Here is a 22,079-nt window from a genome sequence, read left to right as displayed (position 1 = left end):
GTCCCACGGTTTGTGCTGCGACGGTAAAATTCCCGGTCTTTTCATCATGTCCTTGGCCGTGGCTCGGACGAGCCCAGGTCCGCTCACCGCTTTGCTTGTTGGACAACGATCAAGGGCGGCCTTTCTTTCGATTCGTGCATTTTAGGCAAGCCGCCCTGACCTCCACGTGAACAGACTTCATGGTTCCCCAGGATTGAACCTCCTTGGGGATTCGTAACTCGTCGGCATCCGCAAACGAGAAATCGCGAATTATTCCGCATTCGATGCATAGAAAATGATGGTGTGGCGCCATGTGAGCGTCAAAACGCGACCGGTCACATAACGCGTACACTCTCGATACAACCCCGAGCTTTTCCAGGGTCGTGAGCGTTCTGTATACCGTGTCCAGAGAAATGACCGGGATTCTTCGGCGCACCCGAGTGTAGATGGTTTCTGCGTCGGGATGCTCCTCTGTTGCCGCAACCTCTTTGTAGATCTCCATCCGCTGATGGGTCATTCTGATACCCGCGGATCGGCAGGCCTCGGCAAAGGCAGCGATCCTGCGCTCTACTTCTTCGGGACTTACGGCCATTGTATCAATTCCTGGCTGGCAACAATTAGTACCTGATAGGATAGTGCCAATTTCGACGTGGTGTCAATTCCTTTTTCGGACGCCGCCGATCAGCGCCCAAGGGAACCCCTCACGGAATCCCTTAACCGTGGAAGCGGTTTAGGTTATACTGGAATTGTTTTGACCTGGCCGGAAAGGAGGCTGCCGATGACAAGCGTGAAGCTACATGTCAAAGAAATCCTGCATGACATCCGGGAAGGGCTGGGTGATGTTCCCATAATGGAAAAATACCAGATCACGCCCGGCCAGTACATGAGCGTTCTAGAGCAACTCAGGGACATAGAAATCGCGAGGCAACGACATGCGCTAATGACGAAGACGGCCTCGCACGACCTTCCGCACCTGCGTGCACTCCCGCGGTGCTACATATTTCGCGATGTGACGGTCTTCGACGCGAAATCACCCGGCAAGGAAGGCAAAGTAAACGACGTCACGGAAAGTGGCATCCAGGTGACAGGAATTATGGCCGAGATAGGGGAAGTGAGGACCTTCACCGTCGTGTCGGATCATGCCGGGGGCCGCACCAAAGCCACTTTCGATGCGGTTTGCCGCTGGATCAAAACTGAAGATGACTTCGGGGAATATGTAGCCGGATATGAAATTACAAAGATCTCAAATGATTCGTTGCTCCGGTTAAAGAGATTGATACAGGAACTCACCCTTTGCGATTGAGCCGGAACAACGGACTAGGTAATAGTAGCTTTTAAGGCCCTAACTAAACGGATCTTTCCCACGCTTGATCGAATGATCACATTAATTAACACGATGCATCGGAATCTATTCTTGTGTTCGGTGGCCGGAAATTATTGTTGATTCTCCATGGTAAGAAAGGAGTGCCAAATGAGCGCGAGGAGAGTTGCCATAGCGAAGACAAATGATGTTCGCGAAGGAGAAATGAAGTCGTTCGATGTCGGGGAAGACAAAATATTGATAAGCAAAATAGATGGTGAATTCTATGCCATTGGAGCGGTGTGCCCTCATTACGGTGCAGATCTGGCCGATGGTGTGCTGAGTGGAGAAAGGGTAGTCTGCCCGTGGCACCATGCGGCTTACAATGCCAAGACCGGTGATTTGGAAGAGCCGCCCTCCCTGGATGCTGTTCCCAGATACGACCTTGAGATCGAAGGAGATGATCTCGTCCTGCTGCTACCGGAAGAAATGGTCCAGAGTCGCAAGCCGGACATGGTCAAGGGTGACCCGCAAGGCGACAACAGGACTTTCGTCATAATCGGCGCGGGTTCAGCCGGCAATGCCGCGGCTCAGACCCTGCGCGAAGACGGGTTCAAGGGCCGCGTGGTCATGATAACCCGTGAGAATCGCCTTCCGTACGATCGCCCCCAATTGAGTAAAGAATATCTTGAGGGCAAGTCGGACGAAGACGCGCTACCACTGCGTTCAAAGGGTTTTTACGCAAAATATGACATCGAGGTCATGCTCGAAACGGAAGTGACGGCAGTTGATTTGGCAAACAAGACCCTATTTCTTGCCCCCGGGGACAAACTGCAATACGATTCCTTACTTCTGGCCCCTGGAGCTGTCCCAAGAAGATTGGATGTGCCCGGCGCGGATTTAATCAATGTTTTCACGCTGAGGAGTTTCGAGGATTCCACGGCAATAGTACAAGCCGCCGAACACGCTTCCAAAGCGGTCATTATCGGTGGAGGCTTTATCGGGATCGAAACCGCTTACAGCCTCAGCCAACGTAACCTTTCGGTCACCGTGGTCACCGGGGAATCCGTGCCATTCGAAGGGATTTTCGGCAAGGAAATCGGACAAATGTTCCAGAAAATGCACGAAGAAAACCGCGTCGAATTCAAACTAAACTCACGGGTGGCCAAGATCGAAGGCGACAAGACAGTGGAAGCGGTTGTGCTCGAGGGCGGTGAGCGCATCCAGGCGGACCTGGTTGTGGTGGGCATCGGGGTCAAACCGGCCACGGAGTTTCTGCGGGGAATAGACCTACTGTCCGACGGCAGCCTGAAGGTCGATGAGTATTTCCGAGCCGGCGCAGACGTTTACGCTGCGGGAGACGTTGCAACATTTCCCGAGCACTATTCAGGGCGGGAACTGCGCATCGAACACTGGCGCACCGCCCAACAACAAGGACGTATTGCCGCTCACAACATGGCGGGCAAGAAGGTCCCTTACAGGAGTATTCCTTTCTTTTGGACCACTCAAGGCGACCTATACTTCCGCTACGTGGGGCATGCGACGCAATGGGACGACATTATTGTTCACGGCGATGTTTCTTCGAGGGTCTTCATCGCGTTTTATGTGAGTAACAACCGCGTGGTCGCAGCGGCCGGAAACAACCATGAAAAGGAAATGGCAGCTATTGAAGAATTGATGCGCCTGGGCAAAATGCCTAGCGCCGAAGAGCTGCGAAACCATTCCGTTGACCTGGTGGCTCTGTTGAAGAAGTAGGATGAATGTGCCACCAGACCAACTCGCCTTCCAAAGGATGATCAGGCGGGCATCCCGCAGGACGCGGAACCTCCACCGCATTATAGTAGGGGCAGTTCGTGAACCGCCCGAAATCAGGGCGCTTCTCGGAGGCTGTCTCAAAAGTCGAACGTTGTATGGAATCGCGGCACGATTGTAATTGCCTGCACGCGCAGTAGGGAACGGACCTCGTGGCGTACTGCCTGTCGGCGCAGAAAGCCAGTGTAGGGGCGGGGTTTATCCCCGCCCCTACAGGCCATCGTGCCACCATTGGAGGCCGTAGGGTACTTTTGAGACGGCCTCCGAGAAGCGCCCCTACATAAGTAATCCTCGTGGTCATGAATTTTGAGAGAGTCTCTCCCTGCCGGCGTCTGTTATAACGGTTGTCAAAATTTTTGTCTTTTTTCATCCGGCTCTGGAAGAGTAGGGATGGTCGCTTGGGTGCCACTGCTGGCTTGTCCAGCAGTGCGACTCCATTCGGAAAAGACTTCTGAGAATCACTATGAGTTATTTGGGGCACAGCACCCTAGTTGTCCATATCATCTTCGCCTTCCCGCTCAATTCCGAACCTCTTCATGTACCGGTACAAAGAGTCGCGGGATATGCCGAGAAGCGACGCTGCCTTTTTCTTGCTTCCCCCGGTCCGACGCAAACCTTCAACGCAAAGCCACTGTATTACTTCATCGGTCATATCGTGGAGTGTCCGGTTGGATTGGAATCGCAAATGATACGACCAATCGGAGGAATTGGCACCCGCTGCCGGTAACGAAATGGTAAGATATTCGCCATCCGACAGCATAAGGGCTCGTTCCACGACGTTTCGTAATTCCCTGACATTTCCCGGCCAGGTGTACTGAGTCAGGGAGCGCATGGAGCCAAGATCTATGGTGGGGACATGCGTGAGCTGCATTTCCTCCGCGAGTTTCGACATAATTTCATCGACCAGCAAGGGGATGTCTTGGACTCTCTCGCGAAGAGGCGGCACCGATATTGTGAAAACGTTCAGACGATAGAACAGTGGTGAAAGGAACCGGCCTTCCGCGACCTCTTGTTCCAGGTCGCGATGAGTTGCTGCGATAAGTCTTGCGTTAACGTGAACGTTCTTTTCTCCACCAACCCGGAGGAAAGATCGCGTGTCCAGAAAGGTCAGCAGTTTCGACTGCAACGGAAGCGGCAATTCGCCGATTTCGTTTAGCAATAGAGTGCCACCTTCAGCTAATTCCAACAAACCTCGTTTTCTGCCACGCGCTCCGGTGAACGCGCCTGATTCGTGCCCAAAAAGTTCCGACTCCGCCAGTTCTTTAGCCACTGCCGCGCAATTCACCGAAAAATAGGGGCCGCCGGCTCGCTTGGAATGCTCGTGTATCCATCGCGCCAAGTAGTCTTTGCCGCTTCCACTTTCGCCCAGAAGGAGAACGATGCTGTCGGTTGCAGCAGCTTTGCGTGCTTCAAGCACCGCGGCTCGCATCGCGTCGGAGTTGTACTTGTCCGCGGCAACTCGAGGAATGGGCAATACTCTCCGGCGTTCGGTCACATCTCTGGAAACGCCGCACATGCCGATTATCGTTCCCGACACATCGAGAAGAGGCACGCTGACATGGTGAAACGTCCGTTCAACTCCATTGATCAGTGCCGCGTGCTCTTCCTCCACCGTTTCGCCGGCCAGCACGCGGAGATCAATATCGGTGATATGTTTCCCCGCCTGTTTGCCAAACAGCTCTTCCGCGCGGCGGCCGATAACCGCGGACGGCTCCAGGCCGTAAAGTTTCCCGAATGCGGGGTTCACATGAGAATACTTGAGATTCTGATCCTTGATGAAAATCGCATCCTGGGCACTTTCGAAGATGGCCCGGAATCGTTCTTCACTCTCTCGTAGGGCCTGTTCGGCTAACTTGCGATCGGTCTCGTCTTCAACATGAATCATCACCAGGTTCGGCGGGACAAATACATAAGTAATTTCCAGGTACCTGCTCCCTGTGACAAAGCTAAATTGCAGCAGTTTCTCCCTCATGAACGTCGTCTTCTCGGAAAAGCACCTTGCAAAGTCGCTAAGGATTTCCGGTTCGGCCCTGAAAACGTCGCCGGCTTTGGTGCCAAGGGGCAGGCGGCTTCCTGCTTCGCGTTCAGCGGCATTGTTGCAGTCGATCAATAGGAAATCGTCGTCTACGTGCTCCCAGGTATATGTGGGCACCGGTATCCATTTGTACTGGGCGCTGAGCCTCTCCTTGCCCAGTTCCAACTCGGTTATGAGTTGTTGGCGCTGAACCGCATAGTTCAAGGACCGGATCAGGAGCCCGGTATCGCCGAAGCCTTTAACGAGATAGTCCTGGGCGCCCGTCCGTACCGCCTCCACGGCCAGGACCTCGTCGTCCAGGCCTGACATGACTACGATCGGCACGCCCTGGGCCGCCCTCTGGGTCTGAAGGAAGGTATCGATTCCCTGTGAATCGGGCAAACCGAGGTCCAAGAGTATTAAATCGAAGCGCTCCTCGGCCAAACGCTCAACAGCATCACTAAGCCGCTGAACATTAGAAACGACGTATGTAGGGCTCTCAACATCGGACAGCTGCTCGCGCAGCACATCCGCGTCGATAGGATTGTCCTCCACGAGGAGGATTTTCACTTCTTGGGAATCCATAACTTGTCCCCATCCGGAGGTAATTTCACCAACTGGAACCAGAAGCCTTCGATTTCCTTCACCACGGAAACGAATTCATTGAGTGTCACCGGCTTGGTGACGAAGCAATTGGCATGGAGTTCATAACTCTTGCATATGTCGTGTTCATCCTGCGAGGTGGTCAAAACGATTACGGGTATACGTTTGAGGTTTGGGTCCTGCTTTATTTCAGCAAGTAGCTCCCGGCCGTCTTTTCTGGGTAGGTTTAGATCGAGCAAGATCAAGTGAGGCCGGGGAGCGTTTGCATACTCTCCTTCACGTCGGAGAAATGCCATAGCTTCTACGCCGTCGTTCACTACGCTAATTTGGTTGGCCACCTTGCCTTCGCCGAACGCTTCCTTTGTTACCATTACATCTACGAGATTGTCCTCCACCAGTAGAATGTGGACAAGTTTTCCAAGCTTCCCCTCAGTGGCCATTCTCATACACTCCGGTTGGTATGGTGAAATAAAATATCGCGCCGCCCTTGCCCGCAGATTCCGTCCATATGCGCCCGCCGTGTCGCTCCACGATTTTTTTTGCAATTGCGAGCCCGATGCCACTGCCGGGAAAATCCGACTTTGCATGGAGGCGCTGAAAGATGACAAATATTCGATCATTGTACTGAGGATCTATGCCGATGCCGTTGTCTCGGACAGAAAATAGCCATTCATGATCGTTCTTTTCAGCGGAAACGTGGATTCGCGGCGGCTCCTCGCCCCGAAACTTGATGCCATTGGAAACAAGGTTCTGAAACAGTTGCGACAGTTGCGTAGAATCGGCGTTTAACGTGGGCATGGGATCATGGGTTATGACTGCACGGGATTCGTCAATCAGGGACCCAATGTTAGCAAGGGCCTGCCGCAAAACCAATTCACAATCAGTGGGCTCCAGCGCCTTGCCTCTGGTCCCGACACGAGAGAACTCCAGCAAGTCGTCTATAAGGGTCTTCATCCTTGAGCAGGAGTCTGCTGCAAAATCAGTCAACTTCACTGCGTCCGGACCGATTCGATCCTTGTATCGACGTTCCAGCAACTGCACACAGTTCGTTACGTTGCGCAGCGGTTCCTGCAGGTCGTGAGAAGCCACATACGCAAACTGGCCCAGTTCTCTGTTGGAGCGAGCCAGCTCTTCGGCCTGTTTCGCCAAGACCTTCTCTGCCAACTTTCGCTGACTCACCTCTGCGCCCAGCTCCTCATAGGACTTTTTCAAATTTGCAGTCATCCTGTTGAAGGCTTTCGCCAAATGTCCCAACTCCCCCGGTCCAGTCACATCCACAGCACGATCGAGAACCCCGGCGCCAACGACGTCCGCTGCATCGGCCAATTTCTGGAGAGGAGCAATGATCAACCTGTAAACGTATATGCCAGTTCCAACTGCTATTCCTGCCATCAGTGCAACGAAAACCATGATAGTTAAAGTGGCTACTTTTTGGCTGTGCGCCAATTTGGCTTGGCTGGCGCTCTCTAAACGGGATGCGTGATCAACCATAGACTGCAATTTTACCGAGAGCAAGCCTTTCAACTTCTGTCCCACTTCCTTCTTCAACGGGGACTCTTCCGGCGGGAAGGAGTCCTTTTCGTGGAGCCCTACCAAATCGGAAAATGTAGAGTCTATCTCGCGATGATTCTCAATCAATCGATTCAAAATTCCGGGGTGATGGCTGTTTCTCTCAGCCGCCTCTTGTAGGAGCTTCCGTAGCGTGTCGTGGGTTAGCCTCCACTGCACCACGGGGCGCTCTTCATTGTAGTTCGCGTAGTCGTCCGCCAGGATGTCGAGATTGAACACATTTCTGACTATAGCGGAGTTGGTCCTCAACCGATGCAGTTGATCCTCTACAGCATTGAACTGGAATATAACGATGAGCCCTGCTCCGAGAACCAGGATCAGACAAATCGCCGAGCTTATCAGCAAGCGGTTCTTAACACTCATGACCATGTTCCTAATGAACTATTGAAACTGTCCCGGGTTTTGCCGCTTCCAGTCCGTCAAAATATATGAAATTGAGAAAATTCGGTGTCTTACCTTTAGAGTAGCCCCTAAGAATATGCCATCTTGCTGCATCTTCCATTGCGACGAGCATTTGCTGATCCAAAGAAACCCTCAATTTGTGATAGGGCCACATTTTGTCAACAGGTCCCTGGGAACCTGCCTGCTGCCGCGCCACTATCTGTTGAGCTTCAGCTTGATTGGAAGCCATGAGATCCTCAGCCAATGCCAAAGCCGCGAACAGCCGCTCAATCGCTTGAGGGCGTTGTTGAAGCAGTTCGCTTTTGCAGAGCAGCACCCAATAGTAGTCCTGCCCATACTGCACCGACCAGGAAACAGCCTTGTGCTCCAGCCCTTGCTGAGCCTGTTCATCGAGAGGACTCCAGACAACAACCGCGTCCACCTCACCTTTTGTGATCGAGTCCACAATTGCGGGAGAGTCGAGGTGTATCAAATCAACATCGTCACGCGTCAGTTTGTTGAATGTCAAAGCTCGATCGAAAAAGAACTCGGACACGGTGCCTTTGGTGAGTCCGACCTTCTTGCCTTTGAGGTCTGACCAATGTCGAATTCCCCTGTCGGTCCTTCCAACCAGTCTGAGAAGATCGGCTGAGGCCACCGCGGCCAGGATCTTCAGATCGTAGCCTCGGAGAATACTCCATGCCGCCACAGAATCCGTCGCAGCCGCGATGTCAATGTTGCCCGACAAGAGGTCTTTTATTGCCAGCACTCCGTATTCATAATGCTTGTTGCTTACGTCGAGCCCCTTCCGGGCAAACAAACCTTGATCTTCAGCGATTAGCAGCAACGCTGACGTAGTATACCGATAGATCCCTAAACGAAGGTCCTCCGTCCGGCCATCGACGCTCCGAGGCTGCTCCCGATAAACCTGGAACAGGAACACCACAAGGCACAGAGCGGAAAAAACAACTATCCAGGGCGCGATTCTTCTTGGTGGGACCCTCATGAGGTTTGCCCCGATGCCTGGTGTAATATCAATTGGGTTTGTCTCTATCCCCTAGCAGGGCGATCCGGACTGATCTCCGCACCTCTTCGAGGCCAGTTCTTTATCGAGGTTTGCCGCATAACCTCATTATTCAATTCTTGAATGTCGACGCAAAGCCCACTAAATCACATTAAGAAATTGCAGCGTCAGTGCAGAGGCCAGATCCCTCGATCTTACGCCACCCCGCGAGGGGTGTCAAGCTTAAACCTGGGGCGATGTTTCGTGTTATTTCAAGATGTTACACTGAAACTGTTTGAAGAGGCTTCGCTGTGCAAGCGCTATCCGAATTTGCTTTCAAATAGATGACTTACGGGGGAGACTTTCTGCTGCAACGGATCATGCCTTTAGCTCCTCCTCATGATGAGGCATCCCATGAACGTTTCATTGCGAGGGCGAAGCTCGAAGCAATCTCCATCGGTGGAACAGGGGTTAGGTGGGACAGGCTTCTAGCCTGTCTATTAGAATGACCAGCAAGGTGAAAATGTCTCAGAATTCGGGAGCACTTCCAAATCGGGGCACGACTGACGTTCGCCTGCGGTCACCACCCTCACCCCAACCCTCTCCCAGAGGGAGAGGGGGCGTTTGAGGAGCCACTTTTTGAGTCCCCTCTCCCCGCGGGAGAGGGACAGGGTGAGGGCCATTCGTGCTACGATTTCCACCCAAATTTGAATTCTAAGACAGTTTCAGATGCCGGTCCCACCAGCAATTGGATTACTTCGGGCTGTACCTCAGCAATGACTGTCTGAAACTATCCTATGTGTTTTGTCGGATCAGCGGGCCCGCTAAAGAAAATTCCCCAAAACCGCGTCACACCTCGCACCCGAGATCAAATCCGTCGTCAATGGCATTGCCGATACGGCCGCATTTGTTCGCGTCGCCGATTACTCGGACCTTGACGCCGGCATCTTCGAGTTTCTTGGCCAGTGAATTCTCCGGCCGCGATCCCATTGCAAGTACCACCGAATCAGCGGGTAGAGTTACGTCGTTGCCCTGAGCGTCGGTGTAAACTATGTGCTCAGGCGAAATGTCCTTCATTTTTGCCTCGGTTATCAACTCCACGCCCCTCAATTTAAGCTCTTTGAGGAGCACCCAGCGAGTGGACGGGCCAACATCCTGCGCGACCCTCCGAACCATTTCGATCACAGTGACCTTTTTGATTCCCTTAACCATAAGATCGCGGAGCACCTCAGGCGATTCCGCGTCGTGAAGCGTCAGGAAATAAAGCTGCTCAGGCGATATGGTTCCTTTGGAGGCAAGGAAGATAGCCGTTTCAAGTCCCACGGAACCTCCGCCTACCACCACTACGGATGCGCCGGTCTGTGCCGTGCCCTTTAACACATCCCAAGACTGGTAGACATTCGGGGCTTCTACGGCTTCAATAGGGGGCTTGAAAGGGGCCGCTCCCGTAGCCACTACCACCAGGTCGGCCTTTTCTTGGGCCACCAGGTCAGGGGTGACTTCAACCCCGGTGCGAAGCTTGACACCGTGTTTGGGCAGGACTGCCCCATAGTAATCAAAAATGTAGTGGAAGTCGTACTTGTGTGTGACGTCCGCGGCCCAGGCTACCTGGCCCCCAAGGCGATCTTCCTTTTCACATAGTATGACCTTGTGTCCCCGTTGGGCCGCGATCAAAGCAAATTCGCACCCGGCAGGACCGGCTCCCGCCACCAGGATCTTCTTGGGTGCGGCAGCGGCCGTGAACTCTGTTTCCTTTTCCCGGCCGGCCCTGGGATTGACCATGCACCCGACCGGCAGCAATTGAAACACGTGGTCGAAACACCTCTGGTTGCACGCGACGCAGTGGCGTATTTCATCAATCCTGCCGTCCCGCGCTTTGTTGACGAATTCAGGGTCCGTTATCAATCCCCTGGCAACCCCCACGAGGTCCGCTATACCTTCTCTGAGCACTTCCTCCGCGATATAAGGATCGTTGATTCGATTACAGCCGATTACGGGTATTCCGACGCTTTTCCTAATGCCTCCGGCCAGGTACACGTACCCGGCCTGGGGAAGATCCATGGTGATTTGAGGCACGCGGCTTTCATGCCAGCCGCCGGTGACGTTGATGCAATCCGCTCCTGCCCGCTCCACGGCCGCGGCAAAAATCCGAGCTTCCGCATTGGTATGGCTTCCGGGCACAAAATCATTTCCTGCTACTCGAACAATAACGGCCACATCCGGGCCGGCCTCTTCCTGGACCCGGCTGATGGTCTCCAGTCCGAACCGCATCCTGTTTGCCAGAGATCCTCCATAGTCGTCGTCGCGCTTGTTGGTTACGGGCGAAAGAAACTGGCATATAAGATAGCCGGCGGAAGCAATCACTTCCACCGCGTCGAAGCCCGCTTCTTTAGCTCGCCGCGCAGCCTGGACAAAGTCGTCCTGCACTCGCTGAATGTCTTCCAGCGTCATGGCCGTGGTTTTTTGGCGCGTGAAGTGGCTCACGTATTCCGAAGGCGCGAGAGTCGGCAGACCGCTGAGGCCGCAAAAAGAATAGGCTCCGGCCATGTACAATTGCACCGCGGTCTTTCCGCCTTCGCGATGAATCGCATCCGTAAACTTCTTCAAGCCCGGAATATACTTGTCATCCTTGATGGACAGCATCATGTCTACTCCGGAGGCCTGATCGTTGATTTCCGCCCCACCCACCATTATCAGGCCCGCGCCGCCTCGCGCTCTTGCCGCGTAAAAATCTATAAAACGATCGTTGACCGCTCCCCCAGGGGTGTAATTAAGGTGCATGGCGGTCATGACAACTCTGTTGGACAGGGACATCGGACCCACGTCTATCGGCTCAAACAGCTTGGTAATCACTGAACCCTCCTGATTGGTTAGGCGCCTTTGAAATTGCCTTCGCGTTTTTGCAAGTAAGCGGATATTGCCTCCCTGATATCTTCCGAAGGCATGACCATGCTGGACCGTGCCGCAGTATAATCCAGGGCCTGGTCTATTGGAACGGTCTCATTGTAGAGAAACACATCCTTGGCTCCCTGAACGGCAAGAGGCGGGTTGGACGCGATCTCTCGCGCCATTTCGAGGCCCTTTGCATCGAGCGTCTGTTTATCCGGATAGAGGTCGTTCACCAGATTTATGGCCAGAGCACGCTCCGCGTCGAATCGGTGCCCACGAAATGCTATTTCCCTGGCGTGGCCCGGACCCACTACTTTGGGTAGACGCTGCAAGCCCCCAACATCCGTGATAATTGCAAGCTTGGCCTCAGGCATTGCAAACGTGGTGTCCACCGAGCAAAGGCGGATGTCGCAGCAAAGCGCCAGTTCCAGACCCGCGCCAAGGCAATGCCCGTGAATCAAGCCGATAGTAGGCTGCGGGAGCCGTTCGAAACGAGTATGAATGTCCTGAATATGCTTTATAGATTTGTAGAGGCTCATCTTTTGCGCAGCGGACGGCTCCCCGCTGAGCGTGGAAATCACCTCGTTTTCCGGGCTCAGGTCCAGGCCCGCGCAAAAGGATTTACCGGCCCCGCACAATAAGACCACCCGGGCTTCCTTGTCCTCCCGCGCCATTTCCGTGGCCGCACCCAATGCCTCCCACACGGCATGGTTCAGTGCGTTACGCTTGTCCGGCCTGTTCAGTGTTACAAATCCTACATGATCCTCGCGGTGATAGGTAACCAGACCGCGATCTGATGATTCACTGCTCATATCCATCCCTCTCCTTACTTCAATTGCTTATTCGAGAACGACATTCCCTATGAATCATTCTCTGAAGCTCCATGCACTATCGGTGGTCCCGAAAGTTGTGAAGACCGCGAGACCGCCTCCCGTCCAAGAGCGGCCGTGACCCGAAGATTCAATACGTGATGCTCAAGCGAAGGGATGCGGCTCGAATCACTCTGGGCCGCCTTAAGACATTCAAGCAACGTCTCTTGAAATTCAATGCTCGGGCCCTCGGGAATCGTCAGGAGGAGCTTCATGGCTCGCTCCGATTCACCCAAGTTGAGATGACATCTGACTATCTTCATGAGCGATGACGGCAGTTCCTTTGAAATAGCCTCATAGTACTCGGCGGCCCATGCGCATTTGCCTGCGGCCGAAACAGTGTCGGCAAGAGCGTTCAGGGCGGCAGGTTTTCCGTTCAGCATGGAGGCGAGGCTCCGGACCTGCTCCTGCTTGCCTAGTTTGGCAAGGCAATGGACCAGCATAAGGAAATGGCTCGGCGTCTTGAGCAATGCTTCCGGTTCAGAGTCCCTCAGCGAGAGATAGTAAAGGATCTCATTCTGCTCCCGCAAAAGTTCCAGGTCCTTAAATGCATAGTGATTACGCATGCCGAGATTCTTCACTTCATCCACGCTTCGGGCTTCCACAGATTTGAACACTTTGTGAATCTTAGCTTGGACCTCGACCTCTTGTCCTCTCAGCTCCTCCTGGACATAATCATCCGGAAAGACGAAACGGAACGTGGCATCCTCGCCTTGTCGCACTCCGACAAACCCGCTCTCAAAAGAGGGGAGCAAGAGTCCTCTACCCAGCAGTACGTCCCAATATTTTCCGGAAATCCCGGTAAAGGGGACACCTTGAATCCAACTGCGGGAATCGAAAATGACTCGATCCATCGGCCCGGCAGGTTCATCGACCTCCTTGAAGAAGCTCAGCCCGGAAATAAGTTCCTCTACGTCGGAGTTTTCTACTGACTGAAGGGCGGCATAGCCTTCAAGGAACCGGACCAACAGATCAAATTCTTCAATTGCGCTTGCGGCAAGGGCGCCATACGCATGAAAAGCGGGCTCATCTTTAAGGTCTTCGCGATTTTGTAGGAGGAAATCCAAAACCTCGAAGATGCGCTGCTTGTAATAGACATCCCGTTCCAGCTGTTCGTTGGCAAGCGCCCACATGTTGCGGACCTTCCGGAGATCGGCCCGCGACATCGCGTCGGTTTCGTACCGGTCTCCCACAGATAGGAATCGCGGTCTGTATGCAGGCAGAGGATTTATTGCAAAACGAGCGGGTGTCTTCTCGTATATGGAGCCGAAATAGAGCTGCATTTGTTGCGAGCCGGAATTCGATTGGATCGGTATGCCCAAAGAGCGCACGAATTCCAGGGTTTGCCTGGCGTCGTCAACGGTTTCGTAGGGAAGACCGAATACCGAGAAGAGTTCGGTTTCCAGGCCCAGTGATTGAGCCGCTGATATGTTCTCGCGCAACTGTTCTAGGACGATGCGCTTATTTGTCTTTTCCAACACGCCCGGGCTTCCTGACTCCAGTCCGAAGGCGATCGTGTCCGCGCCCGCGGCCTTCAGCTTTTTCATCAACGAAGGGTCTATGAGGTCGCTTCGGGTTTGAAACCAGAATGGTGTGGCAATTCCGCGGTCAATTTTCGCCCGCAAAAGCCTCTCGGTTCTTTCCCGGTCGTCGGTGAAATTAGGGTCAGCGAACCAAATGCGTTCGATTCCTTGGTCTGTCAGTAACTCCATTTCGTCGACCACCCGATCGACCGAATGGTACCGGATCTTTCCTCTACATATCTTGGGAGTAATGCAGAACCAACAAACGTGGCGGCAACCCCTGGAAGAAAGCAGGATGGCCGTATTCTTTCCCGCGAGGTTCAGCAGGTTCAGCAGATATGGTGAAGCATAAGCATCCAAATCTTCCGGTGGCTCAGGCCCGAAGCCGGTGTCGGCGATTCCGCCGTTGCACTTGCATGTAATGCCTTCAACTGTGTCAAGGGCCTTCCCGGACTTAAGCGCGCGGGCGATTTCTTTCATTACTATTTCGCCTTCGCCGCGCACCAGCACATCCACATCCTCGAGGTCCTCCAGACCCTCTGACGGCATAACCGCGGCCTGCGGGCCGCCCAGCACAATCTGAATCCGGCGATGGCGGGATTTGATGTACCGGCAAAAGAAGCGAATACGATTCATCGTGCTTTGATAGGCAGTGAACCCTATCACCATCGGATCAACGCGGAGGATCCATTTTTCCAGGCTCTTGAGGGTCAACGGCCTATCCCTGACGTCGTCGAGTATGACTCCGTCCCAGCCATCGGCTCTCAAAGCAGCCAAAATGTATCCAAGAGAAATTGGAATGCTTTCCGAAGATTCATATCCTACGTCGTGATTGACGTTGATAAAAAGAAATGACACAAACGCATCCTTCCTTTATGCAAACGGTGGGCGACGCCCGAGAATAACATTAAACGCAATCGCTGAACAACTACCCATATTGCAGCCGGACCCTCTGCCCTGTTATAGTCCTAACACCCGGCTAATTGAAATCCCGAGGTAGAAATCCATATATGAAAAAGATCAAGAGTCCGTGGTACGGTGTCGTCTGGATAGTCATATGGACAATTGGGCTTGCAATGCTCCTAAAATTCGGAGGCTTCGACCAAAGAGAAAGTATCGGGCTGATCCTGGTCTGGGCGGTCCTGGTAGGTGTTACGGGTTACCTGCTGGCGCGATATCTCCGGATGGCTCATAAACGAAAGAGTACTGAGCCTAAACCAAGCAAGGCGGCCCCTGCCTTGAATGCGCCATGCCCATGCGGTTCCGGGCTGAAATATAAGCGATGCTGCGGCGCGAGTGATTAGGCCGGCGGACGATAATCAGCGGGCCAGTTTATATGTGCTTTCTATTGTGGATATTACCTGGCTCTTAGCCTGCTCCATATTCCAACCATTCTTCAGCAGGCACGTGAGGTATTGTCGAGCGGCCATTTGCATCTCGGGTTCGGACCGGGAACGCGCGATCACCATCGGGTACTGAGAACAGTCGGGGCGGTCTTGCACCGGCCCGGCAGGGGGAACCGCTGCCATGGGCGGAGGAGCGCTCGACGGTCCCGGATAGCCCGGGCCACGCGAAGCCCTGGGTCCGGCGGGCTGCTGCATAGCCGGCGGCGCGTCCTGAGGCACGTAAGGTCGTACTGTGCGGTAGTCGCTCCCATATTCTTGGGGCATTTGGTCTTGGCGGGCGCGGGAGCGTTTCTTTCGAGGCGGAGTCCCTGTTTCTACCTCACTTGAGGAGAGAGCGTTTCCGCTCTCATCGAATTCAGGGGCCTGCGGTACAGCATAGGGAAAATCCTGCGCGTCCACACTGTGTGGAGCTAAGGCAAACCATCCGATGAGCAACCCCAAGATCGCGAAAAAGACAAATCCCAATCTACTCATTATCCAACACCCTCAACGTAGCGACCGGACTATAGCACACAGGATCGCAAAAGGCCATTGCGATCTATCAGGTCAGATGCCGACTCGGGATGGCCCTTCGGCCGACCACATCCCGCGGTCTCGACATCGCCACGAGTGTTGCTGAGCCCGCCCGTCACTAAACGCCTGCACTCCGGTGACGAAAGACATTGACAGAGTCAATGTGATTATTTACCTTCTAAAGGCCCAAAAAGCACGCGAAGAGTTCAGTAGGCCGAATTGTTGTGTCGTCGGCTGAATGAGAGCCGCGACGGAACGATGTCCCGAAAAGCCCTGAACTTCACAGACTGGAAGAGGATCTGATGGCGAACATTGGAATACTGGACGGCAAACGAATTCTGGCGGTGGATGATGAGCCTGATGTGCTGGAGGTCATCAAAGACCAACTACCCCAATGCCAGGTCACCACGGCAGGGAACTATCAAGCGGCTTTGCACCATATCGACAACGAGAATTTTGATCTGGTCATCCTTGACATCATGGGGGTTAACGGCTTCGCATTACTGGAGGCATGTCGGAAACACGGCTTGTTCGCATCCATGCTCACTGCCCATGCCGTAACGGTGGACAGCATCAATAGGTCCATCAGACTGGGAGCGGTCTCTTTCCTTCCAAAAGATGAGCTGACAAGATTGCCGGAGCTTGTGGCTGAGATTCTCGAAGGCCTGGCCGAAGGACGAACCCATTGGCAGCAATTGTTCAAACGTCTGGGACCGTATTTCAGGGAGAGACTCGGCGTTGACTGGGAGGACCTGGAAAAACCCCCGACCCCGCCTTATATGTATTGATACCTCGCTACTGATTGCCAAAAGAAAATTCTGAAAACGTGGTACGGTCCAGGGCGTTGGCAACGACCACAGTCGGCGGGCACGGCCCGCCCTACGACTGGAGCGCGCAGAAAAAATTCGGCAACACCTATATAGGAAGTGTCAAAAAGAATGTCCCGTTACGAAAAGCGCCTCCTGGAAATTGGTGGGTGCCGGCCTCCGTGCCGGCACATTTGTGAGATACAAATCAAGTAGTTAGGCCCGGCAGGGACGCCGAGCCCCACCAATTCTCCTACAACGCGGGCTGCACAAAAGGTCAAAATTTGTGGGAACTGGTATAGATGAGTATTAGCGCTTCGAGGACTTCTCACCCGCGGTTCAGCGCCTTCCTACCTATGTCCTTGCGGTAGTGCACGTTTTCCCAATGGATTTTTTCCACGGCTTGGTACGCTTTGTCGATCGCATTGCCGATCCCTTCAGCCGCTGCGGTCACGCCCAGGACTCGGCCGCCGTTAGTTACGATACCGTTCTGGCCTTTTCCCGTACCAGCGTGGAAGACTTTCACCCCTTGGATCGCGTCGGCCTGTTCAATTCCGGTGATCTGTTTTCCTTTTTCGTACGAGCCGGGATAGCCGCCTGAAGCCATCACAACACAAACCGCATCCTCGGGCAGCCACTCAATGGCCATTCCTGCAAGATTTCCTTCGAGGGCCGCCATCATCAGTGGAACCGGGTCGGTCTTCATTCTAAAGAGCAGGGGCTGAGCTTCCGGATCCCCCATACGGGCGTTGAATTCAAGCACCTTGGGTTGGCCGTCCGCGATCATCAGGCCCGCGTACAGAAACCCCATGTAGGGTGTATCCTCATTTTCCAGGGCCCGCACCACCGGAACCATGATCTGCTCCATGATGCGGTCGTGGACTTCGGGTGTGACCACAGGTGCGGGTGAATAAGCGCCCATGCCGCCTGTGTTCGGTCCCCGGTCGTCATCGAACACGGGTTTGTGATCCTGAGAGCTTGCCAGCGGAAGGACCGTCTTGCCGTCCGTGAAAGCGATAAAAGACGCCTCCTCGCCGAAAAGACATTCCTCGACCAGGACCCTGTTGCCTGCATCTCCGAACGCCTTTTCTTTTATGATCGTCACCAACGCTCGCAAGGCCTCGGTTTGATCGCGGCAGACAAACACTCCTTTGCCGGCTGCCAGACCGTCTGCTTTAAGGACCACCGGGCCGGTGATCCTTTTCAAGTGCAAGGAGGCCTCTGCAAAATCGTCGAACACCGCAAAATTGCCACTCGGGATCGCGTACTTTTGCAGGAGCCGCTTGGTGAATACCTTGCTCCCTTCCAACTGAGCGGCCTTGGCCGTGGGGCCGAAAACCTTCAGGCCCGCGGCCTGGAAATCGTCAACCAGACCCGCGACCAGCGGAGCTTCGGGTCCGACGACAGTGAGATCCGGCTTTTCTTCCAGGGCGAGGTCCCGGAGCCGAGGGACGTCTTCTGCAGACACGTTGGCCAGCCTACATTTAGGCTCCATTGAAATACCGACATTTCCGGGAGCGACGATCACCTCTTTAACGAGGTCCGATTGTGCTATCTTCCACGCGAGGGTATGTTCCCTGCCGCCCGAACCTACGATCAGGATTTTCATTTCATTTCACCCCCGGGCCGGACTCTCGCCACAGGCCCCTCCTTTGTCTTTTGGCCTCTTGTTCCAGCTCGATGTATGGTCGAATGTCGAAGTCTTTCTCCTCCCGGTCAATTTGCGCCAAGCCTTGTCGAACCATGCGCGCGTTTATGTCGTCACCCGACAGAAGGACGAAGCCCTCTTTAACACCCTTGGGTTCTTGACGCAGGGTCTTAATCCTCACCCAGTTGTTCAGAAGGGTCTTCGAAAGGAATTCCCTCGCCGCTTCTTCTTGAGATGGCGGAACCAGCAAACCGGTCAGCCTGAACTGAATAACTTCTCCTGAACCTTTCAGGCTGAGATTTCGGGAATCTATCACTTTCGCGACGTTCCACAAATACTCCCCTCCTTCCATCGGAGGGCGGCTTGCCATATACAGATAAACGGCAATTACTATGAACAGGGCCGCGATTCCGGCCCACAGTTTCCATTCACCTTCCAGACGCAATTTCGCCATAAAGAATGCTCCTCCAAGCCTGCATTCGTATCACGGAAAGAGGGATTTCAAGTCACTACCAATGTTGAAGACCGCCTCAAAACCATCCAGTGTCGGGCAAGCGTACCACACCGGTCGGCACGGAGACGCCGCCCCATCGTTTCCCAAGGAACAGAAGGCGCGTTCCGTGAGGCGACAAAACCTCTAATGAGGGCTGCCAAAGCGCACGGTTATCCACCGGGCTCCTTTGGCTCAGCGACCCGGGTGCGTGACATCCGCTTCACCCGGACAGGGTCATCACCGACCCGGCGGCACTATTTCGAGCTGAAAACGATTGCTGAGACAGCTTCCGAAGGGGTCACTCTCCTGACGCGCGCGACTGTCGATCAGGAGCGCCGGGAAGCTTGGCAACCTCCGTGTTGAACACCTCTTCGGCCTTGGACGGATCCGGCCCAATATAGCGATGGTGCAGCTTCCCGTCCGCGGGGGAACGCACAACCACCGCGAAATCATCCCCATCAAGCTGAATGAGCTTGACAAAAGCCCCGTGATCACCCTCTGCATGTTTCGTTATCCTAAACATCCGCTTAATATAACATGAAAGCTTAAAAGGAAAGGCAAATTCTGGAATCCGAGTGTCCCTTCACTTACGTGCGGGAATTGTCGATTTTCTGTCATTGCGAGGAGTGAAGCGACGAAGCAATCTCTGCCTTTAAGCGCTGAGATTGCTTCGCTTCGCTCGCAATGACAATCTTTCGCCCCTCGTAACTGAATGATTACCAATCCGAGTGTCGGTTCAGCCTCCCGGTGAGACCGTAAGGGTTGCAGAAAACCATCCGCGTTACCGAGCGGTCACCCGTTCCGTAACCATTCAGACTTGCGGGGGTAGAAGGGATTCTGAGCCCTGAAGGGGCGTACCAATGGTAGCCACGGGTGTAACCCGTGGACCGGAAGCATTGGCACAGCGCTGAATCACCGACCCTGGAGGGGTCGACCAATCCCGAAGTCCAACTCACATTCATCGGCGACCCCTCCAGGGTCGGTGATCCAAATGATTGTGTGGACCATTCTCCACGGGCTTACGCCCGTGGCTACTGTCGGGCTGCCCCTTCGGGGCATGGGAGACGCTCCCGCACATAAGTGAATGATTACCACGTTCCATCAATCAAAAGTGGTCATCAGCGGCAGGTTGGGTTATACTACTGTCTCATGGCAACAAAAGGATAGCGGAGATACTGGGGAAGAATGGGAACCGAACTGATAATAGAGACCCGCGATTTGACCAAGGACTATGTTGACGGCGGAAACGTAATTCAGGCCCTTAAACCGACTAACGTAAAAATCTATCGCGGGGAAATGGTAGCGATAATGGGACCTTCAGGGTCCGGGAAGTCCACGCTGCTTTATGTCCTGGGGCTTCTCCAGCCGCCCACCGCCGGGGCCTATCTCTTCAAAGGCAATGACATCCTGACGTATTCTCGCGAAGAACAGGCGCATTTCCGCAACAGCGAACTTGGATTTGTTTTCCAGAGTTGCGATCTGCTGGCAAATTCCACAGTGTTCGAGAACCTTGAGCTGCCTCTTATCTATGCAGAAGCCAATAGGCACGTTCGCAGGAAGAAAATCCTGGAAGCTCTGGATCGCGTCGGGCTTTCTCACCGGGTCGATCACTGGTCCAATCGCTTATCAGGCGGGGAACGCCAGCGCGCTGCGATTGCAAGGGCCTTGGTGAACAACCCCTCGCTTATCCTGGGGGATGAACCCACAGGGCAGCTCGATCAGAAGAATACCGAAGTGGTTGTGGACCAATTGCGGGCTATCGCCGGACAAGGATTCACCGTCGTATTGGTGACCCACGAGGACGAAATAGGTGGAGCGTGCGACCGAATTATTAGGATCCGAGACGGCTTCGTGGTTTCAAACGGCGATGACCAGTTAGACGCTCCTCCATTTGAAGAGCCTGCAAACCAAGGGCCGAACGTGGCGCATTAACAGCCGGTTGTCAGGCGTGGCACTCGCAAGACCCGGCCGCGTCCGAGATGGGAAGGCTGTAAGTAAGTTCCAGGCTGTTTCCGGAGCGCTTCAGCAATCCTGCACGTTCAATAGTGTCAAGAAGGTCCGAACAAACCGCCCAATCCTTAGAGAGATAAACCGGCAGAACTTCCCTGTACGTCTCAAGCTGGTTGCCCGCATCCAATGAATACAGAACCATAACTACCTGCTTGTGAATCAGGTCCAGAATGGGATTCGACATCATTTCCTGAATTTTGGGATCGTTCATGACTGCTTGGCAGACGCCGTCCATACACATATGAAACCTCCGCATTCAGCCGGTCCAAATAATCCGTAAGCTTAGCTTACGACGCCGGAGCGCTGTTGTCCAGAGGCCGTGCAAACTTGTCGGCCATCCCCACCAAGGTCCCGCGTCGCGGCCCCTACGGCAAAGAACGTCCAATTTCGAGAAATTTACTTTGCCCGCAAAGCAGGCCCAGGTATGATGCCCAAGCGAGGCAAGGCTGACAATAAGTCGCGTCCCGTGCAGAGAACACAGGAGACCTCAAAGTATGGAAGAAGAGGTTTTGGCCGCAGTAAAGTCATGTGACCTGACCACCCTGAGAGCACTTCTCGGCAAAGGCTCCGGCTCGAACACCCGAGACGCGCTTGGTTGGTCGCCGCTGATGTGGGCTTCGGCGATGTGTCTCCCGCCCATAGTCAGAGTGCTTCTGGAGCACGGTGCCAATACGGAAGCCAGCGATGAATATGGTGCTACTGCCTTGATGAAAGCATGTCGTCAAGGAAGCGTAGAGGTCGCGGACCTGCTGCTCAAGTACGGGGCTGATGCCAACGCGGTCGACGCTCTGGGGTGGACCGCACTTATGAGGGCCGCGTATCGAGGTCACGACGCGGTCGTGAAACTCCTACTTGAAAATGACCCGAAAACGGAGACGGCTGACTACAACGGCTCTACAGCTCTCATACTGGCTGCGGCCCAAGGCCACACGAAAGCCGTCAAAGAGCTTCTGGAATGGGGCGCAGACCCCGAGACAACAGACGGAACCGGAAAGACAGCATTGATGTGGGCTGTCGCTAACGGCCACTCCGAGGTCGCTGAGCTACTCAAGGCAGCAGCGGAACAATAGACGAAACAGACCCTGACAAAAGCGGCATCGCGCATACCAGCATGCTGACTCAAAAGAAAACAAAAAAGGAAAAGGGGGGCATCTGCTCTTAGCATACGTCTACAGCAAGTGTAAAAAATAGTGTCCGATTATGAAACGCGCCTCCTGGAATTTGGTAGGTGCCGGCCTCCGTGCCGGCACATTTGTCGTAT

19 protein-coding genes are annotated in these 22,079 nt (G+C 54.1%); 6 read left to right on the top strand and 13 right to left on the bottom strand.

The features are described from left to right. Positions 1-109: 109 nt before the first annotated feature. Positions 110-571, bottom strand: coding sequence for a transcriptional repressor (locus tag HY913_21930; GenBank protein MBI4965954.1), 462 nt, complete (start codon positions 569-571; stop codon positions 110-112). Positions 572-757: 186 nt separating this feature from the next. Here HY913_21930 and HY913_21925 point away from each other — a divergent pair, with 186 nt between their 5' ends. Both HY913_21925 and HY913_21920 read left to right on the top strand, forming a co-directional pair. Next, complete coding sequence (locus HY913_21925) at positions 758-1,282, top strand: hypothetical protein (GenBank protein ID MBI4965953.1); 525 nt, start codon at positions 758-760, stop codon at positions 1,280-1,282. Positions 1,283-1,450: 168 nt separating this feature from the next. Beyond that, positions 1,451-3,034 (top strand): FAD-dependent oxidoreductase, encoded by a 1,584-nt coding sequence (locus tag HY913_21920; GenBank protein MBI4965952.1) that lies wholly within the window; start codon positions 1,451-1,453, stop codon positions 3,032-3,034. A 544-nt stretch (positions 3,035-3,578) separates the two neighbouring features. Here the strand turns inward: HY913_21920 and HY913_21915 are convergent. The 7 genes from HY913_21915 to HY913_21885 all read right to left on the bottom strand — a co-directional run bounded on the left by HY913_21915 (position 3,579) and on the right by HY913_21885 (position 14,800). Next, a complete protein-coding gene (locus HY913_21915) occupies positions 3,579-5,690 on the bottom strand; it encodes a sigma 54-interacting transcriptional regulator (protein ID MBI4965951.1) in 2,112 nt (703 codons plus the stop codon). After that, on the bottom strand, positions 5,672-6,154 hold the full coding sequence (locus HY913_21910) for a response regulator (protein MBI4965950.1): 483 nt from the start codon (positions 6,152-6,154) through the stop codon (positions 5,672-5,674). Before HY913_21910 ends, HY913_21915 begins: the two co-directional genes overlap by 19 nt. Next, positions 6,138-7,640 (bottom strand): HAMP domain-containing protein, encoded by a 1,503-nt coding sequence (locus HY913_21905; protein ID MBI4965949.1) that lies wholly within the window; start codon positions 7,638-7,640, stop codon positions 6,138-6,140. Before HY913_21905 ends, HY913_21910 begins: the two co-directional genes overlap by 17 nt. 10 nt (positions 7,641-7,650) lie before the next feature. Further along, positions 7,651-8,664 carry an ABC transporter substrate-binding protein gene (locus tag HY913_21900; GenBank protein MBI4965948.1) on the bottom strand — a complete coding sequence of 338 codons (1,014 nt, stop codon included), beginning with the start codon at positions 8,662-8,664 and terminating at the stop codon, positions 7,651-7,653. 846 nt (positions 8,665-9,510) lie between these two features. After that, positions 9,511-11,511 (bottom strand): FAD-dependent oxidoreductase, encoded by a 2,001-nt coding sequence (locus HY913_21895; GenBank protein MBI4965947.1) that lies wholly within the window; start codon positions 11,509-11,511, stop codon positions 9,511-9,513. A gap of 20 nt (positions 11,512-11,531) precedes the next feature. Next, a complete protein-coding gene (locus HY913_21890; protein ID MBI4965946.1) occupies positions 11,532-12,362 on the bottom strand; it encodes an enoyl-CoA hydratase/isomerase family protein in 831 nt (276 codons plus the stop codon). Positions 12,363-12,409: 47 nt separating this feature from the next. Continuing rightward, the gene (locus tag HY913_21885; GenBank protein ID MBI4965945.1) at positions 12,410-14,800 is read right to left on the bottom strand and encodes a radical SAM protein; all 2,391 of its coding nucleotides are present in this window, start codon (positions 14,798-14,800) and stop codon (positions 12,410-12,412) included. 152 nt (positions 14,801-14,952) lie between these two features. Here HY913_21885 and HY913_21880 point away from each other — a divergent pair, with 152 nt between their 5' ends. Next, positions 14,953-15,246, top strand: a complete 294-nt coding sequence (locus HY913_21880) for an SEC-C domain-containing protein (GenBank protein ID MBI4965944.1) — start codon at positions 14,953-14,955, stop codon at positions 15,244-15,246. Positions 15,247-15,261: 15 nt separating this feature from the next. Here the strand turns inward: HY913_21880 and HY913_21875 are convergent, their stop codons facing one another. After that, positions 15,262-15,822, bottom strand: coding sequence for a hypothetical protein (locus HY913_21875; GenBank protein MBI4965943.1), 561 nt, complete (start codon positions 15,820-15,822; stop codon positions 15,262-15,264). A gap of 341 nt (positions 15,823-16,163) precedes the next feature. Between HY913_21875 and HY913_21870 the strand changes: the two genes are divergently transcribed. Next, positions 16,164-16,649 carry a response regulator gene (locus tag HY913_21870; GenBank protein ID MBI4965942.1) on the top strand — a complete coding sequence of 162 codons (486 nt, stop codon included), beginning with the start codon at positions 16,164-16,166 and terminating at the stop codon, positions 16,647-16,649. A gap of 346 nt (positions 16,650-16,995) precedes the next feature. Here the strand turns inward: HY913_21870 and purD are convergent, their stop codons facing one another. The 3 genes from purD to HY913_21855 all read right to left on the bottom strand — a co-directional run bounded on the left by purD (position 16,996) and on the right by HY913_21855 (position 19,331). Beyond that, positions 16,996-18,276, bottom strand: a complete 1,281-nt coding sequence (gene purD, locus HY913_21865) for a phosphoribosylamine--glycine ligase (protein ID MBI4965941.1) — start codon at positions 18,274-18,276, stop codon at positions 16,996-16,998. Position 18,277: 1 nt separating this feature from the next. Further along, on the bottom strand, positions 18,278-18,769 hold the full coding sequence (locus tag HY913_21860; GenBank protein MBI4965940.1) for a thermonuclease family protein: 492 nt from the start codon (positions 18,767-18,769) through the stop codon (positions 18,278-18,280). Positions 18,770-19,106: 337 nt separating this feature from the next. Beyond that, complete coding sequence (locus tag HY913_21855; protein MBI4965939.1) at positions 19,107-19,331, bottom strand: hypothetical protein; 225 nt, start codon at positions 19,329-19,331, stop codon at positions 19,107-19,109. A 662-nt stretch (positions 19,332-19,993) separates the two neighbouring features. On the opposite strand from HY913_21855, the gene HY913_21850 reads away from it, so the two are divergent. Next, positions 19,994-20,740, top strand: coding sequence for an ABC transporter ATP-binding protein (locus HY913_21850; GenBank protein ID MBI4965938.1), 747 nt, complete (start codon positions 19,994-19,996; stop codon positions 20,738-20,740). Positions 20,741-20,750: 10 nt separating this feature from the next. Here HY913_21850 and HY913_21845 read toward each other — a convergent pair whose 3' ends face one another. Further along, positions 20,751-21,059, bottom strand: coding sequence for a hypothetical protein (locus HY913_21845; protein ID MBI4965937.1), 309 nt, complete (start codon positions 21,057-21,059; stop codon positions 20,751-20,753). Positions 21,060-21,312: 253 nt separating this feature from the next. Between HY913_21845 and HY913_21840 the strand changes: the two genes are divergently transcribed. Continuing rightward, positions 21,313-21,888, top strand: coding sequence for an ankyrin repeat domain-containing protein (locus HY913_21840; GenBank protein ID MBI4965936.1), 576 nt, complete (start codon positions 21,313-21,315; stop codon positions 21,886-21,888). The last annotated feature ends 191 nt before the right edge of the window (positions 21,889-22,079 follow it).

It is taken from the genome of Desulfomonile tiedjei (genome assembly GCA_016212925.1).
GTDB lineage: Bacteria > Desulfobacterota > Desulfomonilia > Desulfomonilales > Desulfomonilaceae > JACRDF01.
The sequence above is the reverse complement of the archived record's forward strand: the minus strand, read 5'-3'. Positions and strand labels throughout refer to the sequence as shown.

What these genes read in the sequence shown, in the direction of transcription:
- HY913_21930 (MBI4965954.1), bottom strand. Translation starts at nt 571, where the DNA reads ATGGCCGTAAGTCCCGAAGAAGTAGAGCGCAGGATCGCTGCCTTTGCC.
- HY913_21925 (MBI4965953.1), top strand. Translation starts at nt 758, where the DNA reads ATGACAAGCGTGAAGCTACATGTCAAAGAAATCCTGCATGACATCCGG.
- HY913_21920 (MBI4965952.1), top strand. Translation starts at nt 1,451, where the DNA reads ATGAGCGCGAGGAGAGTTGCCATAGCGAAGACAAATGATGTTCGCGAA.
- HY913_21915 (MBI4965951.1), bottom strand. Translation starts at nt 5,690, where the DNA reads ATGGATTCCCAAGAAGTGAAAATCCTCCTCGTGGAGGACAATCCTATC.
- HY913_21910 (MBI4965950.1), bottom strand. Translation starts at nt 6,154, where the DNA reads ATGAGAATGGCCACTGAGGGGAAGCTTGGAAAACTTGTCCACATTCTA.
- HY913_21905 (MBI4965949.1), bottom strand. Translation starts at nt 7,640, where the DNA reads ATGAGTGTTAAGAACCGCTTGCTGATAAGCTCGGCGATTTGTCTGATC.
- HY913_21900 (MBI4965948.1), bottom strand. Translation starts at nt 8,664, where the DNA reads ATGAGGGTCCCACCAAGAAGAATCGCGCCCTGGATAGTTGTTTTTTCC.
- HY913_21890 (MBI4965946.1), bottom strand. Translation starts at nt 12,362, where the DNA reads ATGAGCAGTGAATCATCAGATCGCGGTCTGGTTACCTATCACCGCGAG.
- HY913_21880 (MBI4965944.1), top strand. Translation starts at nt 14,953, where the DNA reads ATGAAAAAGATCAAGAGTCCGTGGTACGGTGTCGTCTGGATAGTCATA.
- HY913_21875 (MBI4965943.1), bottom strand. Translation starts at nt 15,822, where the DNA reads ATGAGTAGATTGGGATTTGTCTTTTTCGCGATCTTGGGGTTGCTCATC.
- HY913_21870 (MBI4965942.1), top strand. Translation starts at nt 16,164, where the DNA reads ATGGCGAACATTGGAATACTGGACGGCAAACGAATTCTGGCGGTGGAT.
- purD (MBI4965941.1), bottom strand. Translation starts at nt 18,276, where the DNA reads ATGAAAATCCTGATCGTAGGTTCGGGCGGCAGGGAACATACCCTCGCG.
- HY913_21860 (MBI4965940.1), bottom strand. Translation starts at nt 18,769, where the DNA reads ATGGCGAAATTGCGTCTGGAAGGTGAATGGAAACTGTGGGCCGGAATC.
- HY913_21855 (MBI4965939.1), bottom strand. Translation starts at nt 19,331, where the DNA reads ATGTTTAGGATAACGAAACATGCAGAGGGTGATCACGGGGCTTTTGTC.
- HY913_21850 (MBI4965938.1), top strand. Translation starts at nt 19,994, where the DNA reads ATGGGAACCGAACTGATAATAGAGACCCGCGATTTGACCAAGGACTAT.
- HY913_21845 (MBI4965937.1), bottom strand. Translation starts at nt 21,059, where the DNA reads ATGTGTATGGACGGCGTCTGCCAAGCAGTCATGAACGATCCCAAAATT.
- HY913_21840 (MBI4965936.1), top strand. Translation starts at nt 21,313, where the DNA reads ATGGAAGAAGAGGTTTTGGCCGCAGTAAAGTCATGTGACCTGACCACC.